Source organism: Maritimibacter fusiformis (assembly GCF_008086115.1).
GTDB classification, from domain to species: Bacteria; Pseudomonadota; Alphaproteobacteria; order Rhodobacterales; family Rhodobacteraceae; genus Muriiphilus; species Muriiphilus fusiformis.
This window is the reverse complement of record NZ_VSIY01000013.1, coordinates 319,267-335,668: the sequence shown is the minus strand read 5'-3', so window position 1 is coordinate 335,668 and position 16,402 is coordinate 319,267. Positions and strand designations below refer to the sequence as shown.

20 protein-coding genes are annotated in these 16,402 nt (G+C 64.9%); 19 read left to right on the top strand and 1 reads right to left on the bottom strand.

What is annotated here, in order from left to right:
- The first annotated feature begins 124 nt into the window (after positions 1-124).
- The 11 genes from rpsE to rplQ all read left to right on the top strand — a co-directional run bounded on the left by rpsE (position 125) and on the right by rplQ (position 7,703).
- Positions 125-703, top strand: a complete 579-nt coding sequence (gene rpsE, locus FVF75_RS13950) for a 30S ribosomal protein S5 (protein ID WP_148379025.1) — start codon at positions 125-127, stop codon at positions 701-703.
- Positions 704-708: 5 nt separating this feature from the next.
- A complete protein-coding gene (gene rpmD / locus FVF75_RS13945) occupies positions 709-897 on the top strand; it encodes a 50S ribosomal protein L30 (RefSeq protein WP_148379024.1) in 189 nt (62 codons plus the stop codon).
- 171 nt (positions 898-1,068) lie between these two features.
- Positions 1,069-1,839 (top strand): MBL fold metallo-hydrolase, encoded by a 771-nt coding sequence (locus FVF75_RS13940; protein WP_148379022.1) that lies wholly within the window; start codon positions 1,069-1,071, stop codon positions 1,837-1,839.
- A gap of 191 nt (positions 1,840-2,030) precedes the next feature.
- Positions 2,031-2,501 carry a 50S ribosomal protein L15 gene (gene rplO / locus FVF75_RS13935; protein WP_148379020.1) on the top strand — a complete coding sequence of 157 codons (471 nt, stop codon included), beginning with the start codon at positions 2,031-2,033 and terminating at the stop codon, positions 2,499-2,501.
- A 104-nt stretch (positions 2,502-2,605) separates the two neighbouring features.
- The gene (secY, locus tag FVF75_RS13930) at positions 2,606-3,982 is read left to right on the top strand and encodes a preprotein translocase subunit SecY (protein WP_148379018.1); all 1,377 of its coding nucleotides are present in this window, start codon (positions 2,606-2,608) and stop codon (positions 3,980-3,982) included.
- On the top strand, positions 3,979-4,620 hold the full coding sequence (locus FVF75_RS13925) for an adenylate kinase (protein ID WP_148379016.1): 642 nt from the start codon (positions 3,979-3,981) through the stop codon (positions 4,618-4,620). The genes secY and FVF75_RS13925 overlap by 4 nt, the downstream gene beginning before the upstream one ends.
- A gap of 25 nt (positions 4,621-4,645) precedes the next feature.
- Positions 4,646-5,071, top strand: a complete 426-nt coding sequence (locus FVF75_RS13920; RefSeq protein ID WP_148379014.1) for a hypothetical protein — start codon at positions 4,646-4,648, stop codon at positions 5,069-5,071.
- 203 nt (positions 5,072-5,274) lie between these two features.
- Positions 5,275-5,643, top strand: a complete 369-nt coding sequence (gene rpsM, locus FVF75_RS13915) for a 30S ribosomal protein S13 (protein ID WP_148379012.1) — start codon at positions 5,275-5,277, stop codon at positions 5,641-5,643.
- Positions 5,644-5,657: 14 nt separating this feature from the next.
- Positions 5,658-6,047, top strand: coding sequence for a 30S ribosomal protein S11 (gene rpsK / locus FVF75_RS13910; protein ID WP_148379010.1), 390 nt, complete (start codon positions 5,658-5,660; stop codon positions 6,045-6,047).
- Between the two features lie 105 nt (positions 6,048-6,152).
- Positions 6,153-7,169 (top strand): DNA-directed RNA polymerase subunit alpha, encoded by a 1,017-nt coding sequence (locus tag FVF75_RS13905; protein WP_148379008.1) that lies wholly within the window; start codon positions 6,153-6,155, stop codon positions 7,167-7,169.
- 108 nt (positions 7,170-7,277) lie between these two features.
- Positions 7,278-7,703: a 50S ribosomal protein L17 gene (gene rplQ / locus FVF75_RS13900; protein WP_148379006.1), complete on the top strand. Its 426-nt coding sequence runs from the start codon at positions 7,278-7,280 to the stop codon at positions 7,701-7,703.
- An 87-nt stretch (positions 7,704-7,790) separates the two neighbouring features.
- Here the strand turns inward: rplQ and FVF75_RS13895 are convergent, their stop codons facing one another.
- Entirely contained in the window at positions 7,791-7,973 is a 183-nt protein-coding gene (locus tag FVF75_RS13895; RefSeq protein ID WP_148379004.1) for a lysozyme family protein, read from the bottom strand.
- A 122-nt stretch (positions 7,974-8,095) separates the two neighbouring features.
- On the opposite strand from FVF75_RS13895, the gene FVF75_RS13890 reads away from it, so the two are divergent.
- The 8 genes from FVF75_RS13890 (at position 8,096) to FVF75_RS13855 (ending at position 16,395) form a co-directional block, all read left to right on the top strand.
- Complete coding sequence (locus FVF75_RS13890; RefSeq protein WP_148379002.1) at positions 8,096-8,707, top strand: helix-turn-helix transcriptional regulator; 612 nt, start codon at positions 8,096-8,098, stop codon at positions 8,705-8,707.
- An 84-nt stretch (positions 8,708-8,791) separates the two neighbouring features.
- Positions 8,792-10,102: a replication-associated recombination protein A gene (locus FVF75_RS13885; protein WP_148378999.1), complete on the top strand. Its 1,311-nt coding sequence runs from the start codon at positions 8,792-8,794 to the stop codon at positions 10,100-10,102.
- A gap of 30 nt (positions 10,103-10,132) precedes the next feature.
- A complete protein-coding gene (crcB, locus tag FVF75_RS13880; RefSeq protein ID WP_148378997.1) occupies positions 10,133-10,513 on the top strand; it encodes a fluoride efflux transporter CrcB in 381 nt (126 codons plus the stop codon).
- Positions 10,510-11,556, top strand: a complete 1,047-nt coding sequence (locus FVF75_RS13875; RefSeq protein WP_148378995.1) for an RluA family pseudouridine synthase — start codon at positions 10,510-10,512, stop codon at positions 11,554-11,556. Before crcB ends, FVF75_RS13875 begins: the two co-directional genes overlap by 4 nt.
- A 24-nt stretch (positions 11,557-11,580) precedes the next feature.
- Entirely contained in the window at positions 11,581-12,291 is a 711-nt protein-coding gene (locus FVF75_RS13870) for an ATP12 family chaperone protein (RefSeq protein ID WP_148378993.1), read from the top strand.
- A 213-nt stretch (positions 12,292-12,504) separates the two neighbouring features.
- On the top strand, positions 12,505-13,521 hold the full coding sequence (locus FVF75_RS13865) for an amino acid ABC transporter substrate-binding protein (protein WP_148378991.1): 1,017 nt from the start codon (positions 12,505-12,507) through the stop codon (positions 13,519-13,521).
- Between the two features lie 119 nt (positions 13,522-13,640).
- Positions 13,641-14,909, top strand: coding sequence for an amino acid ABC transporter permease (locus FVF75_RS13860; protein WP_148378989.1), 1,269 nt, complete (start codon positions 13,641-13,643; stop codon positions 14,907-14,909).
- 1 nt (position 14,910) lies between these two features.
- A complete protein-coding gene (locus FVF75_RS13855; RefSeq protein WP_246138094.1) occupies positions 14,911-16,395 on the top strand; it encodes an amino acid ABC transporter permease in 1,485 nt (494 codons plus the stop codon).
- Positions 16,396-16,402 lie beyond the last annotated feature (7 nt).

The following is a 16,402-nucleotide window of genomic DNA, read 5'->3' as shown; positions in this document are numbered from 1 at the left end:
GCAGCCAGTCAAGACTGAGGAGGGCGGTTCGCGCCCTCCCGATGATCCGGGCCCCGGCATTGATCTGGGGCACCAGGATTGAGAAAACAGGCGCTTGAGCGCGCTTTGATGAAAGGAATGCCGCATGGCAGAACGTGACAACCGCCGGGGAAACCGTCGCGACCGCGACGAAACGCCGGAATTCGCCGATCGTCTGGTTGCGATCAACCGCGTGTCCAAGACCGTCAAGGGCGGCAAGCGCTTCGGCTTTGCGGCGCTGGTCGTCGTGGGCGATCAGAAGGGCCGTGTCGGCTTTGGCAAGGGCAAGGCCAAGGAGGTCCCCGAGGCCATCCGCAAGGCCACCGAGCAGGCCAAGCGCCAGATGATCCGGGTGCCGCTGCGCGAGGGTCGCACGCTGCACCATGACGTTGCGGGCCGCCATGGCGCCGGCAAGGTCGTGATGCGCACCGCGCCGCAGGGCACCGGCATCATCGCCGGCGGTCCGATGCGTGCGGTGTTCGAGATGCTGGGCGTTCAGGACGTGGTCGCCAAGTCGATCGGGTCGCAGAACCCCTACAACATGATCCGCGCGACGCTGGACGGGCTGACCAAGGGGGCTTCGCCGCGCTCGGTCGCGCAACGTCGCGGCAAGAAGGTCGCCGACATCCTGCCCCAGCGTGACGAGGCCCCGGCCGAGTCGAGCCAAGTTGCCGAGGAGGCCTGAGAAACATGGCGAAAACCATCGTTGTCAAACAGATCGGCTCGCCGATCCGCCGCCCGCAAATCCAGCGCCAGACGCTGATCGGGCTGGGCCTGAACAAGATGCACAAGACCCGCGAGCTGGAGGATACCCCGGCCGTGCGCGGCATGGTCGCGAAGATCCCGCACCTGGTCGAGATCATCGAAGAGCGCGGCTAGGGCTTCAGCCCGCCATGCGTGAGAGATCAGGACGCCCCGGTGGAATCGCCGGGGCGTTTTTCGTGCCGCTGGCGTGGTTCGGTGAGGGCAAAACGGGTGGTCTCGCCGGAACGTGAAGGGGCGGGGCGCCCACATCGGCTATCCTGTCCCCTCAAACGAGGAGGAAATGCCATGACCCACACCCGCAGAGCCTTTCTTGCCGGTGCCGCCGGTGCCGGGGCGATCACCATCCTGCCCTACCGGCTGAATGCCGCCTCCCACGCGGGCGACAGGTTCCAGACCGATGGCGGCGAGATCGTCATTCACCCGGTCAATCATGCGTCCTTCGTCATGGAGACCCCGGCGGGCGTGATCCACGTCGACCCTGTGGGCGAGGCGTCGCTCTATGCCGACCTTCCCGCACCCGGCCTGATCCTGATCACCCATGAACACGGGGACCATTACAACGCCGACACGCTGGCGGCGCTGATGGCCGCTGGCACGCACCTGATCACCAACCCGGCGGTCAACGGGATGCTGCCCGCCGCGCTTGCCGCCGGTGCCGAGACACTGGCCAACGGCGAGGCGACCGACTGGAACGGTGTCGCCATCGACGCGATCCCGGCCTACAACACCACCGAGGGCCGCACGAATTTCCATCCGCAGGGGCGTGACAACGGCTATGTCCTGACGATCGACGGCTTTCGCACCTATGTCTCGGGCGACACCGAGGACATTCCCGAAATGCGCGCGCTCGAGGATATCGACCTTGCCTTCGTCTGCATGAACCTGCCGTTCACGATGGATTCCGCACAGGCGGCTTCGGCGGTGAAGGAGTTCGGGCCGACCTATGTCTATCCCTACCACTACCGCGGACGCGACGGCGGCACCCAGGACCCGCAGGCGTTCGCCGAAATGGTCGGAGACGCCACAGAGGTGCAGTTCGGCGCCTGGTATGGCTGACGACCACGCACCCTGATCGGTCCGTCCGGAAAAGCCCTGAAGTGGGCGAGTCTTGATCCCGCCCCTTGATCCTCCTGCCCGGCCCGCGTATACGCCCCCGGTGGCCCCTTCCGGGGCTGCGACTCAATCGTGAAACGCCGTGGTCGGCCGCTCCCGTCGCTGGGGGCCGCATCCGGCAGAGGAGAAGCGACATGAAACTCAATGAACTCCGGGACAATCCCGGCGCCACCAAGAAAGCCAAGCGCATCGGCCGCGGCCCCGGGTCCGGCACCGGCAAGACCGGCGGGCGCGGCATCAAGGGCCAGAAGTCCCGTTCGGGCGTGGCGATCAAGGGCTACGAGGGCGGCCAGATGCCGCTCTACATGCGTCTGCCCAAGCGCGGCTTCAACAAGCCGAACCGCAAGAAATTCGCCGTGGTGAACCTCGGCATCCTGCAGAAATTCATCGACGCCAAGAAGCTGGACACCAAGGGCGAGATCACCGAGGACACCCTGCTCGAGGCGGGCGTGATCCGGCGCAAGCTCGACGGTGTGCGCGTTCTGGGCAAGGGCGAGCTGTCCGCCAAGGTCAAGCTGTCGGTCACCGGCGCGTCGAAATCGGCCATCGAGGCGGTTGAAAAGGCCGGCGGTTCGCTTACCGTCGCGACCTCGGCGGCTGAGTAGGCGGTTGCGGGGGGCAATCATGCCCCCTAGATAGCCACACGAATTCCAACGCCGCCGGGGCCGGGGATGGGCCCGGCGGTGTTTTGTCATGACAGGGGGCCTTGATGGCATCTGCAGCGGAACAAATGGCGGCGAACCTCTCGTGGGGGGCGCTCGGCAAGGCGACCGAGCTGCGCCAGCGCATCTTCTTCACCATCGGGCTTCTGATGATCTACCGGCTGGGCACCTACATCCCGGTTCCGGGCATCGACGCCGGTGCGCTCAAGGAGTTCATGGAGCAGGCGGCGTCGGGCATCGGCGGCATCCTGTCGATGTTCACCGGCGGCGCGCTCGGGCGGATGGGCGTCTTCGCGCTGGGGATCATGCCCTATATCTCGGCCTCGATCATCGTGCAGCTTCTGGGCTCGATGTGGGAGCCCTTGAAGCAGCTCAAGAAAGAGGGCGAGGCCGGCCGCAAGAAGATGAACCAGTATACCCGCTACGGGACGGTTCTTCTGGCAACCGGGCAGGCCTTCGCGCTGGCCAACAGCCTTCAGGCCGGCGATCTGGTCACCACCCCCGGCCTGTTCTTCATCGCCTCGGCGGTGATCACGCTGGTCGGCGGCACGATGTTCTTGATGTGGCTGGGCGAGCAGATCACCGCGCGCGGCATCGGCAACGGCATCTCGCTGATCATCTTCGTCGGCATCGTGGCCGAGATTCCGGCCGCCGCGGCGCAGTTCCTGAGCCAGGGCCGGTCCGGTGCGGTCAGCCCGGCGGTGATCATCGGGGTGATCGTGATGGTGGCCGCGGTGATCGGCTTTGTCGTGTTCATGGAACGCGCGCTGCGCAAGATCCACATCCAGTATCCGCGCCGCCAGGTCGGCATGAAGGTCTATGACGGTGGCTCCAGCCACCTGCCGATCAAGGTCAACCCCTCGGGCGTGATCCCGGCGATCTTCGCCTCGGCGCTGTTGCTCTTGCCGACCACGATCTCGACCTTCAACACCGGCACGACCGGGCCGGTGATGGCCACGATCATGGCCTATTTCGGGCCGGGCCAGCCGCTTTACCTGCTGTTCTACGCGCTGATGATCGTGTTCTTCACCTTCTTCTATACCCGCGAGGTCGCGTTCAAGACCGACGAGGTTTCGGACAACCTCAAGAACCAGAACGGGTTCGTTCCCGGCATCCGCCCGGGCAAGAAGACGCAGGAATACCTCGACTATGTCGTGACCCGCATTCTCGTGCTCGGCTCGGCCTATCTGGCGGCGGTGTGTCTGCTGCCCGAGATCCTGCGCGCGCAACTGGCGATCCCGTTCTACTTCGGCGGCACGTCGGTTCTGATCGTCGTGTCGGTGACGATGGACACGATCAACCAGGTCCAGTCACATCTGCTGGCCTATCAGTATGAAGGCCTGATCGAGAAATCGCAGCTTCGCGGCAAGCGTGGCGGCGCGAAAGGCAAGGCCGGCAAGAAGAAGGGGCCCGCAAGACGATGAACATCATTCTGCTCGGACCGCCGGGGGCCGGAAAAGGCACCCAGGCGCGCAAACTTGTCGACGAACGCGGCATGATCCAGTTGTCCACCGGCGACATGCTGCGCGCCGCGCGCTCGTCGGGCACCGACATGGGCAAGAAGGTCGCCGCGATCATGGACGCGGGGGAACTGGTCACCGACGAGATCGTCATCGGCCTGATCGAGGAACAGCTCGATGCCCGGCCCGAGGGCGGGTTCATCTTCGACGGCTTCCCGCGCACGCTGGGCCAGGCCGATGCGCTGGGCGCGCTTCTGGCGCGGCACGGCATGACGCTGGATGCGGTGATCGAGATGCAGGTGGACGACGACGCGCTGGTGGCGCGGATCTCGGCCCGTTCGACCTGTGCCAAGTGCGGCGAGGTCTACAACGACCACACCAAGCCGATCCCCGCCGACGGCACCTGCACCAACTGCGGCGGCACCGAGTTTACCCGCCGCGCCGACGACAACGAGGAAAGCCTGCGCACCCGGCTGATGGAATATTACAAGAAGACATCGCCGCTGATCGGCTACTACTATGCCAAGGGCGACCTGCGGCAGATCAACGGTCTGGGCGAGATCGACCAGGTGGCCGGCGAGATCAAGGCGATCCTGGGCTGACATCCTTCGCCGTGGCACCCTAGCCATGCTATCCTTCGGAGACATCGTTTCCGAAGGATTTCTTTTGTCATGTTTTCGCCGTGCCGCCCTCGCGACCATCCTGCTCTTTCCTGGGCCCGCCCTTGCCGAAGGTCTGATCATCGTCAGCGATCCCCTGGCCTGCGGGCTGACCGAGGACTCCAGAGATGTTTCGGTTTTCAAGATCGTCGACGCGGGCCATCTCGTGTTGCAGGAACACGGCATCGACGGGTTCGAATACACCTGCGAATTCGAGCGTCCCATCGCGTTCGACTGGGCCGATTTCAAGATCGACAGCCGGTCAGGATATTGCAACGAACCGGGCTTTCTCGAACCCGGAGTATTCGCTATGATGTTCACCGAACCGGGCGAAATCATCGTCCACGCGACGATGTGGGACGAGCCCATTCCCTTTCGTGCCTGCCCGCGCTAGCGACGGTGGGTGCCGCCCCCTTGACGGCAGGGTGAATCCCATCTAAAGCACCGCATCCCACACGGGAATCGGTGCAATTCGGGCGGCGCGCGCCCTTCGCATCAGACCAGAACATCAGCTGCGGCCCGCAGGGACTTCCCCGCGGGCTTACGTTGTGAAAAAAGGACCTGGGGCTACGGGTCCGCAACGAAAGGAAGACCGACTTGGCACGTATTGCCGGCGTGAACATCCCGACGCACAAACGCGTCCCTATCGCCCTCACCTACATCACCGGAATTGGCCAATCGACGGCGAAATCCATCTGCGAGGCCGTCAACATCGACGAAGCCCGCCGCGTCAACGAGCTGTCCGATGCCGAAGTGCTCGCCATCCGCGAACATATCGACGCCAACATCATGGTCGAAGGCGACCTGCGCCGTGAAGTTCAGATGAACATCAAGCGCCTGATGGACCTCGGCGCCTACCGCGGCCTGCGTCATCGCCGCAACCTCCCGGTGCGCGGTCAGCGCACCCACACAAACGCCCGCACCCGCAAGGGCCCGGCGAAGCCGATCGCCGGCAAGAAGAAATAAGGGAGGGATAGGAAATGGCTCGCGAAAAACGCGCCCCGAAGCGCAAGGAACGCAAGAACATCGCCGCCGGTGTGGCGCATGTGAACTCGTCCTTCAACAACACCAAGATCCTGATCTCCGACGTGCAGGGCAACGCGATCGCGTGGTCCTCGGCCGGCACCATGGGCTTCAAAGGCTCGCGCAAGTCGACGCCCTACGCCGCCCAGATGGCCGCCGAAGACGCCGGCAAGAAAGCCCAGGAACATGGCGTCAAGACCCTCGAGGTCGAGGTCCAGGGCCCCGGTTCGGGGCGCGAATCGGCGCTGCGCGCGCTGGCTGCCGTCGGTTTCAACATCACCTCGATCCGTGATGTGACCCCGATCGCGCACAACGGATGCCGTCCGCCGAAGCGCCGCCGCGTCTGACTTTTTTGGCTCGGGCCCTGGGATTCCCCATGGCCCGAGTCCGCATTTTTGATCCTCGGGCGTTCTGCCATTTGGACATGGGGCAGAACTGGAATGGAGGGACGCATGATCCATAAAAACTGGGCAGAGCTGATCAAGCCGACGCAGCTTGAGGTGAAACCGGGCAACGATCCGGCGCGCCAGGCGACGGTGGTCGCGGAGCCGCTGGAGCGTGGTTTCGGCCTCACGCTCGGCAACGCGCTGCGCCGCATCCTGATGTCGAGCCTTCAGGGCGCCGCCATCACCTCGATCCAGATCGACAACGTGCTGCACGAGTTCTCGTCGGTTGCCGGTGTGCGCGAAGATGTCACCGACGTGGTGCTGAACCTCAAGGGTGTCTCGATCCGCATGGATGTGGAAGGCCCCAAGCGGCTGTCGATCTCGGCCAAGGGGCCGATGGTGGTGACCGCGGGCGACATCTCGGAAAGCGCGGGTATCGAGATCCTGAACAAGGATCACGTGATCTGCCACCTCGACGATGGCGCCGATCTGTTCATCGAACTGACGGTCAACACCGGCAAGGGCTATGTCGCCGCCGACAAGAACCGCCCCGAAGATGCCCCGATCGGCCTGATCCCGATCGACGCGATCTATTCGCCGGTCAAGAAGGTCAGCTATGACGTGCAGCCGACCCGCGAGGGCCAGGTGCTCGACTATGACAAGCTGACGCTGAAGATCGACACCGACGGGTCGATCACGCCGGATGACGCCGTGGCCTTCGCCGCGCGCATCCTGCAGGACCAGCTGTCGATCTTCGTCAACTTCGAAGAGCCGGAAGCCGCCGGTCGCCAGGACGAGGACGACGGGCTGGAGTTCAACCCGCTGCTTCTCAAGAAGGTCGACGAGCTGGAGCTTTCGGTGCGTTCGGCCAACTGCCTCAAGAACGACAACATCGTCTATATCGGCGATCTGATCCAGAAGACCGAAGCCGAGATGCTGCGCACCCCGAACTTCGGCCGCAAGTCGCTGAACGAGATCAAGGAAGTGCTCTCGGGCATGAGCCTGCACCTGGGCATGGAAGTCGAGGAATGGCCGCCGGAGAACATCGAGGATCTGGCCAAGAAGTTCGAGGACCAGTTCTAGGCGGGAGTTACACCCGCCACGGGCACAACGCCCCAAGGAGAGCGGCTGACACGCATCGGCTGCCGGACAAAGCAAAACCGCCCGTAGAGGGCACCAGGAGTAAGACACATGCGTCACGCAAAAGGCTACCGCCGCCTCAACCGCACCCACGAGCACCGCAAGGCGCTGTGGGCGAACATGGCCGGCTCGCTCATCGAACATGAGCAGATCAAGACCACGCTGCCCAAGGCCAAGGAATTGCGCCGGATCGTCGAAAAGCTCGTCACGCTGGGCAAGCGCGGCGATCTGCACGCCCGCCGGCAAGCGGCCTCGCAACTCAAGCAGGATGCCTATGTGGCCAAGCTGTTCGAGGTTCTCGGACCGCGCTACAAGGACCGCCAGGGCGGCTATGTCCGGGTTCTCAAGGCGGGTTTCCGCTATGGCGACATGGCGCCGATGGCGATCATCGAATTCGTCGACCGGGACGAAAGCGCCAAGGGCGCTGCCGACAAGGCCCGCGTCGAAGCCGAAGAAGAAGCCGCGTTCGAAGGCTGATCGCCGGGGCATGGCGCCAAGCGCGCCGCGCCGGACAATCTCAGGAAACCCCGTGCATCCGCGCGGGGTTTTCGCGCTTTGGATGGGTCAGTTCAGCCTGTTCAGTCGCGCCGCCTCGGCCAGAGCGCGCGCCAGTGCCAGGTGTTCCGCGTTCCGGTCGGGTTTCGCCCTGTCGCCCCCACTCAGCCCGAGCGCGCGAAACAGGCGCGCCCGGGTTTCATCGGGCAGGGCGTTCATCCAGTCGAGTAGATCGGGGTCGGTGCGGTCCATTGCCTCGGGTCACGTCATTGCGGCTTGCCACATCGCAATGCTGCAATCTAAAGTTGTCAAGACAATTCGTAATGGCCCGATCACCTCGGGGCCTCTGCCACGCCTGACAGCGAAGGAACGCAATGACCGACACGGCAAGACTGGATCGGGGGCTGGCGCAACTGTCTGATCTGTCGCCCAAGGGCTATGCGCTGGCGCTGCATATCCGGTTCGCCTCGGCGCACATGATGCTCCAGACCTACGATCCGCGCTGGACCGAAATCTATACCGAGCGCGGCTATATGCTGGCTGATCCGATGGTGTTCTGGGGCTTCGGCCATGAGGGCGCGATCCGCTGGTCCGAGGTCAACCTGCCCGACCCGCATGACATCTGGACGCAAGCGCGCGAGTTCGGGCTGCTCTATGGCGTCGCGGTGTCCTGCGGCCCGACCTCGTCGCGCACCATCGGCGGCTTTGCCCGCGACGACCGCGAGTTCACCGACGACGAGATCGCCGAGCTGGAGCGCATCGTCAAGAAGCTGCACGCCGAATCGACGCCGCCGGAAAAGCTGACCCCGGCGCAGCGCATGGCGTTGAGGCTGGTGGCGACGGGCCGCCGTCATACCGAGGCGGCGGCGCTCTTGGGGATTTCGGAAAGCGCGCTGAAAGCACGGCTGCGCGCGGCGCGAGAGCGGCTTTTCGTGCGCACCACCGCCGAGGCGATCCAGCGGGCGCAGGAATACAATCTGCTCTAGTTGGTGTCGCCCGAGGTATTTTCAGAGCAAAGAAGCGATGGGATCATGCTGGTGGCGGGGGGGCTGCACGGGTAATCTGCAGCCATGGCCGATCTTTTCGACACCGCCGCCGACCCCTTGCCGACCAGTGCGCCGCGCCCGCTGGCCGACCGGCTGCGCCCGCGCGCGCTGTCTCAGGTGATCGGGCAGGATGAGGTGCTTGGCCCCGAGGGGCCGCTGGGCGTGATGCAGGCGTCGGGCAGCCTTGGGTCGTTGATCCTTTGGGGGCCGCCTGGGGTGGGCAAGACCACCATCGCCCGGTTGCTGGCCGATGAGACCGACCTGACCTTCGTGCAGATCAGCGCGATCTTCACCGGCGTGCCGGAGCTGCGCAAGGTGTTCGAGGCGGCGCGGCACAGGCGGGCGAACGGGCAGGGGACGCTGTTGTTCGTCGACGAGATCCACCGTTTCAACAAGGCCCAGCAGGACGGGTTTCTGCCGCATATGGAGGATGGGACCATCCTGCTGGTCGGGGCGACCACGGAGAACCCGTCGTTCGAGCTGAACGCGGCGCTGTTGTCGCGGGCGCAGGTTCTGGTTCTGAAGCGGCTGGGGCCGGCTGACCTTGAACGCCTCGCGCAGCGCGCCGAGGGCGAGTTGGGGCGCGCGCTGCCGCTCGATCCCGGGGCGCGCGAGGCGCTGATCGAGATGGCGGACGGCGACGGGCGCGCGATCCTGAACCTGATCGAGCAGGTGATGGCCTGGAAGGTCGAGGCGCCGCTGGACCGCGACCAGCTTGCCACCCGGCTGATGCGCCGTGCCGCGCGCTATGACAAGTCGGGGGACGAACACTACAACCTGATTTCGGCGCTGCACAAGTCGATCCGCGGATCGGACCCGGACGCAGCACTCTACTGGCTGGCGCGGATGCTGACCGGCGGTGAAGACCCGCGTTTCCTGGCCCGGCGGCTGACGCGGATGGCGGTCGAGGATATCGGGCTGGCCGACCCCGAGGCCAACACGGTTTGTCTCAATGCCTGGCAGACCTATGAGCGTCTTGGCAGCCCCGAGGGCGAGTTGGCGCTGGCGCAGGCGGTGATCTACCTGGCGCTGGCGCCGAAGTCGAACGCAGGCTACGGCGCGTTCAAGCAGGCAATGGCGGCGGCGAAGAAGACCGGGTCGGAGCCGCCGCCCAAGCATATCCTGAACGCCCCGACCCGTTTGATGAAGGACGAGGGCTACGGGGCCGGCTATGCCTATGACCATGACGCGCCGGATGCGTTTTCGGGGCAGAACTACTTTCCCGACGGGATGAAGCGTGGCGTCTATTACCTGCCGGTCGAACGCGGATTTGAGCGTGAGTTGAAAAAGCGCATCGACTGGTTCGCCAAGCTGCGCGACAAGCGCCAAGGTTGACATCGGGCGCGCTTCGGACAAGGAAGCGCCATGTTCACGACGCTCATCTCCGTGGCCCTTGGCGGGGCAGTCGGCGCCTCGGCGCGGTATCTGACCAATGTCGCGGTGGCGCGTGCGGTCGGGTTCGGCTTTCCGCTGGGCACGATGGTGGTGAACGTGGTCGGATCGTTCCTGATGGGGGTTCTGGTGGTGGTTCTGGCGCGTAAGGGCGGCAATGCGTTCGCACCCTTTCTGATGACCGGCGTGCTGGGCGGGTTCACCACATTCTCGGCGTTCTCGCTGGACACGCTGACACTGGTCGAGCGCGGTGCGTTCGGGCAGGCGGGGCTTTATGCCGGGCTGTCCGTGGCGCTGTCGCTGGGGGCGATCGTGCTGGGCCTTGTGGCCGCGCGCGCGGTGGTGCCGCTATGAGCCAGGTGCAGAATATTGTCGTGGCGGCAGGCGATGGCGATCAGCGGCTTGACCGCTGGTTCCGGCGGCAGTTTCCGCATGTGCAGCAGGGCCGGATCGAGAAGATGTGCCGCAAGGGCGAAATCCGGGTCGACGGGGGCCGGGTCAAGCCCGCGACGCGGCTGATCGAGGGCCAGAGCGTGCGCATCCCGCCCTTGCCCGACACCGGCCCGCCGGAGCCGTTGCCGCAACCGCCGCGCGTTTCGGAGGCCGATGCCAGGCTGATCCAGTCCTGCGTGCTGTATCGTGACGATCACATCATTGCGCTGAACAAGCCCGCCGGTCTGCCCAGCCAGGGTGGCAGCAAGCAGACGCGCCATGTCGACGGGTTGGCCGAGGCGCTGCGCTTCGGGCTGGAGGAAAAGCCGCGCCTCGTGCATCGGCTGGACAAGGACACGTCCGGCGTGCTGCTCATGGCGCGCTCGCGGGCCGTGGCGGCGCGGCTGACGGATGCGTTCCGGTCGCGCGACACGCGCAAGATCTACTGGGCGGTGGTGGCGGGTGTGCCGCATCCGCGCATGGGCACGTTGAAATGGGGGCTGGTCAAGGCGCCCGGTCACGGCGCCAGGGGCGAGGCCGAGAAGATGCTGTGCATCCATCCCGCCGAGGTGGACAAGACCGAGGGCGCCAAGCGGGCCGTCACCGACTACGCGGTGTTGCAGGCGCTGGCCACCCGGGCGGCCTGGGTGGCACTGGTGCCGGTCACCGGGCGCACGCACCAGCTGCGCGCCCACATGGCCGAGCATGGCCACCCGATTGTCGGCGATGGCAAATATGGCGGCTCCGGGCAGGACAACCTGGGCGACGGCTGGGGGGCGATGCTGGGTGGCGAGATTTCGAAAAAGCTGCACCTGCACGCCCGCTCGGTCAGCCTGACGCATCCGATCACCGGCAAGCGCCTGACGATCACCGCGCCCCTTCCTGATCACATGGCGCGCACCTGGAAGACGCTGGGGCTGAGCGAGTCCGATGTGCCGGACGACCCGTTCGAACCCGAGGCATGACCACGCGATGAGTGAGGACAGAGGATGAACCGGGCACCCAAGCGGTTCTGGACGGCGACCGAAGTAGGCGAGGCCGAGGGCGGGTTGACCATCCTGCTGGATGGCCGGCCGGTGCGCACCCCGGCAAGGGCGCCGTTGATCCTGCCGACCCGTGCGCTGGCCGAGGCAGTGGCGGCGGAATGGCAGGCGCAGGAGGACGAGGTCAGGCCGGCGACGATGCCGCTGGCCCGGTTGGCGAACTCGGCCATCGACAAGGTCGCCCCGCAATTCACCGAGGTTGCCGAGATGCTGGCGGCCTATGCCGAGACCGACCTCTTGTGCCATCGCGCCGAGTATCCCGAGGCGCTGGCGGCGCGACAGTGCCAGGCCTGGGACCCGCCCCTTGGCTGGGCCGAGGTCGAGCTTGGCGCGCGGCTGGAGCCAACCGTCGGGTTGATTCCGCGCGAACAGGACCGGGCGGCGCTGTCCCGGCTGCGGGAATTGACGCATGCGCTGGATGCGTTCCAACTGGCGGCCTTTCACGACCTCGTGTCGATGTCGGGATCGCTGGTGCTGGGGTTTGCGACCATCCGCGGCTATGACGAGCCGGCGTCGATCTGGAATGTTTCTCGGGTGGACGAGACATGGCAGGAAGAACAGTGGGGTGTCGACGAAGAAGCCGCGGCGCACGCGGCTCTGAAACGCGCGGCATTCCTCGATGCGGCGCGGGCGTTTCGGCTGCTTCAGGACGATTGAGCCGGTGACAGGGGCCGTGCGCGGTAAAGAACCCGGTGCTTGCCCCTGGGTCAGGCGCGCGTATTCCCGAGCCTGCACTTGACCATCTGGACCGAATTTGACCACACTCGCCGGATGGAGGGGGGTTCATCCTTCTTCGACGTGCACCCGACCATTTCTGGTCGGGAATGAGATGCCCCTTTGCAAGGGGTGAAAGATCAGGAAGAGGTAAACATGAAAAAATCCGTTTTTCTTGGCGCGCTGACAGTGGCAGGCATGGTCGCCGGCTCCGCGGCGGCAGCCACACTGGACGACGTCAAGGCGCGTGGCACGCTGAACTGCGGCGTCTCCACCGGCCTGCCCGGCTTCTCCTCGGCTGACGAGAGCGGCCATTGGGAGGGCTTCGATGTGGCCGTCTGCCGTGCCGTTGCGGCCGCGGTTCTGGGTGACCCGGAAGCCGTCGAATTCGTGCCGACCACCGGCAAGACGCGCTTTACCGCGCTGGCCTCGGGCGAGATCGACCTTTTGGCCCGCAACACCACCTGGACGCTGTCGCGCGACGTCGACCTCAAGTTCGAATTCGTCGGCGTGAACTATTACGACGGTCAGGGCTTCCTGGTCCCCAAAGAGCTGGGCGTGACCTCGGCCAAGGAACTTGATGGCGCCACCGTCTGCATCCAGACCGGCACCACCACCGAGCTGAACCTCGCGGACTTCTTCCGCGCCAACAACATCAGCTACGAGCCGGTGCCGATCGAGACCAACACCGAAGCGCGCCAGCAATACATCGCCGGCGCCTGCGACGCCTACACCACCGACGCCTCGGGCCTCGCCGCCAGCCGCGCGACCTTCGAAGATCCGACGGCGCACGTGATCCTGCCCGAGATCATCTCGAAAGAGCCGCTCGGCCCGCTGGTTCGCCACGGCGACAACGCCTGGGGCGACATCGCGCGCTGGACGCTCAACGCGCTGATCGCGGCGGAAGAGTATGGCATCACCTCGACCAATATCGACGAGATGCTGGCCGGCACCGACAACCCGGAAATCAACCGGATCCTCGGCACCGAAGGCAACCTGGGCGAGATGCTCGGGCTTGACGCCGACTGGGCCGTGCGCGCCATCAAGGCCGGCGGCAACTACGGTGAGATCTTTGCCAAGAACATCGGCGAGGACACCACCATCGGCCTTGCCCGTGGTCTGAACGCGCAGTGGAAGGATGGCGGCATCCTCTACTCGATGCCGTTCCGGTAGGAACACCGGCGAAGGGCGCGGAGAAATCCGCGCCCTTCCCAACTTGAGGCAACCAAGAACAAACATCCGGTCAAGAGCGCGCCAACGCGCCGGGACACCGGGGGCAACGGGGAATACATATGACGACAATGACCGACCCGCACCGCGAGTCGTTCCGGCTGTCCATGCTCTTGTACGACAGCCGTTATCGGTCGATGACCATCCAGATCGTCGCGCTGATCGGCTTTCTCACCCTGATCGGCTGGCTGTTCAACAACACCGCACAGAACCTCGCCGATCTGGGCAAGGAGCCGAGTTTCAGGTTCCTGGGCGAAGCCGCCGGCTACGACATCAACCAGATGCTGGTGGAATACAACAACCAGGACACCCATCTGCGCGCCGCCTTCGTCGGGGTTCTCAACACCCTGCTGGTCGCCGTGCTGGGCTGTCTCGCGGCGACCATCGTGGGGGTGCTGATCGGGGTTCTCAGGCTGTCGAACAACTGGATCGTATCGCGCCTGATGACCATCTATGTCGAGATGTTCCGCAACGTCCCAGTGCTGCTGTGGATCGTGTTCACCATGGCGGTGCTGATTGAGACGCTGCCCGCGCCACGGGATTTCCGCGGCGATGACCCGAGCGCCACGATGTATCTCTGGGACACCGTCGCCTTCACCAACCGGGGCTTCTATATTCCCGAGCCGCTGTTCACCCGCAGCCTTGGCGACATTCACCTGTTCGGTGATGCCATGCTGCGCTTCAACCTCAGCCTCGATCTGATCGCGATCGCCTCGACGCTGCTTGCGGGCATCCTGATTTCCGGGCTGTTCAAGAAGCGCGCCGACCGGGTGCAGGAGGCCACCGGGCTGCGCCCGAAGACGTGGTATTGGCGTCTGGGCGTGGTCTTTTTGCCGACCATCGCGGTGCTGATGATCCTCGGGCTGAACTGGGGCCACCCGGAGCTCAAGGGCTTCAACTTCCAGGGCGGCACCTACATGCGCAATTCGCTGATCGCGCTGTGGCTGGCCCTGTCGCTCTATACCGCCGCCTTCATCGCCGAGATCGTGCGCGGCGGCATCCTGGCGATTTCCAAGGGCCAGACCGAGGCCGCCGCGGCGCTGGGCCTGCGCAACCGGCGCATCATGAGCCTGGTGATCCTGCCGCAGGCGCTTCGGGTCATCATCCCGCCGCTGATCTCGCAATACCTGAACCTCACCAAGAACTCGTCGCTGGCGATCGCGGTGGGCTACATGGACCTGACCGGCACGCTGATGGGCATCACCGCCAACCAGACCGGGCGCGAGCTTGAGACGGTGCTGATCGGGATGCTGATCTATCTCACCATCTCGCTGGCGATCTCGGCGGTGATGAACGCCTACAACAACCGCGTGAAGCTGAGGGAGCGCTGAGATGGAAAACACGTCCTTCGTCCGCACCGAAATGCTTCCCGAGACCGAGCCGCCGCGCTCGACCACCGGGGTTCTGGGCTGGATTCGCGACAACCTGTTCAACGGCGTGCTGAACTCGATCCTCACGATCCTGTCGCTGGCCTTCATCTACTACCTGCTGTCGATGCTGCTGCCCTGGTCGATCTCGCCGACCTGGGGCGCGAAATCGCTGAACGAATGCCGCGAGATCCTTGGCGCGACCGGGCGCGAGCACGGCGGCGCCTGCTGGGGCGTGATCAACGAACGCTGGTCGCAGATCCTCTACGGGTTCTACCCGGAGGAACTGCGCTGGCGCCCGACGCTGACCTTCTTCCTGCTGTTCGTCGCGATGATCCCGATCCTGTTCAACATGATCTCGCGCCGAATGAACTGGCTGCTTCTGGTGCTTGTGCTGTTCGGCGCGTCCTTTGCGGTCGAGAACTCGGCGCTGATGGTTGTGGTCAAGATCGTCCTCGGGCTGTCTCTGGCCTACCTTGCCTATACGGTGGTGAAAACCGACCGGGACGACCGCGCCGAGCAGATCAAGGAAGGCGCGAAGCGTCTGCCCAACCCGCTCTATTTCACCGCCATTTACGTCTTTCTGATGCCCTGGCTGTTGTGGGGCGGGTCGATCTGGTCGCCGGTGGCGGCGGCGCTGGGGTTCCTCGTCGGCTGGCTGGCCTTTCGCCTGCTGGCCCCGATCGCGGGAAACCTCGCGTCCCTGATCCTTGCGGTCATTGCCGCCGGCGTCTGGTGGCTGCTGCTGATCGGTCCGTTCACTGGCCTGATGAACGGCTTGGCCCCGATCGGGCTGATCCCGGTCGAAAGCCGGCTGTTCGGCGGGATGCTTTTGTCGCTGACCATCGGGGTGGTTGCGATTGCCGCCTCGCTGCCCCTGGGTATCGTGCTGGCGCTGGGTCGCAAATCCGACCTCTTGATCGTCAAGTGGCTCTCGGTCGGGTTCATCGAGTTCATCCGCGGCGTGCCGCTGATCACGCTATTGTTCGTGGCCTCGATGCTGCTGAACATCTTCATGCCGCCGGGCACGGATTTCGACATCATCCTGCGGGTCATCATCATGGCCACGCTGTTCGCCTCGGCCTACATGGCCGAAGTGGTGCGCGGCGGGCTGGCGGCTCTGCCGACCGGGCAGTATGAGGCCGCCGACGCGCTGGGGCTGGACTACTGGAAGGCACAGCGGCTGGTCATCATGCCGCAAGCGCTGAAAATCTCGATCCCGGGCATCGTCTCGACCTTCATCGGCCTGTTCAAGGACACCACGCTGGTGTCGATCATCGGGCTGCTGGACCCGATCGGGTTGTCCAGCACGATCCGCGCGGACCTGGCCTGGAACGGCATCGTCTGGGAGCTTTACGGCTTCATCGCGCTTCTGTTCTTCATCTTCACATTCCTGATGTCCCGCTATTCCATGTATCTCGAGCGCCGTCTGCGCACCGATCACAGTTAAAGGAGTT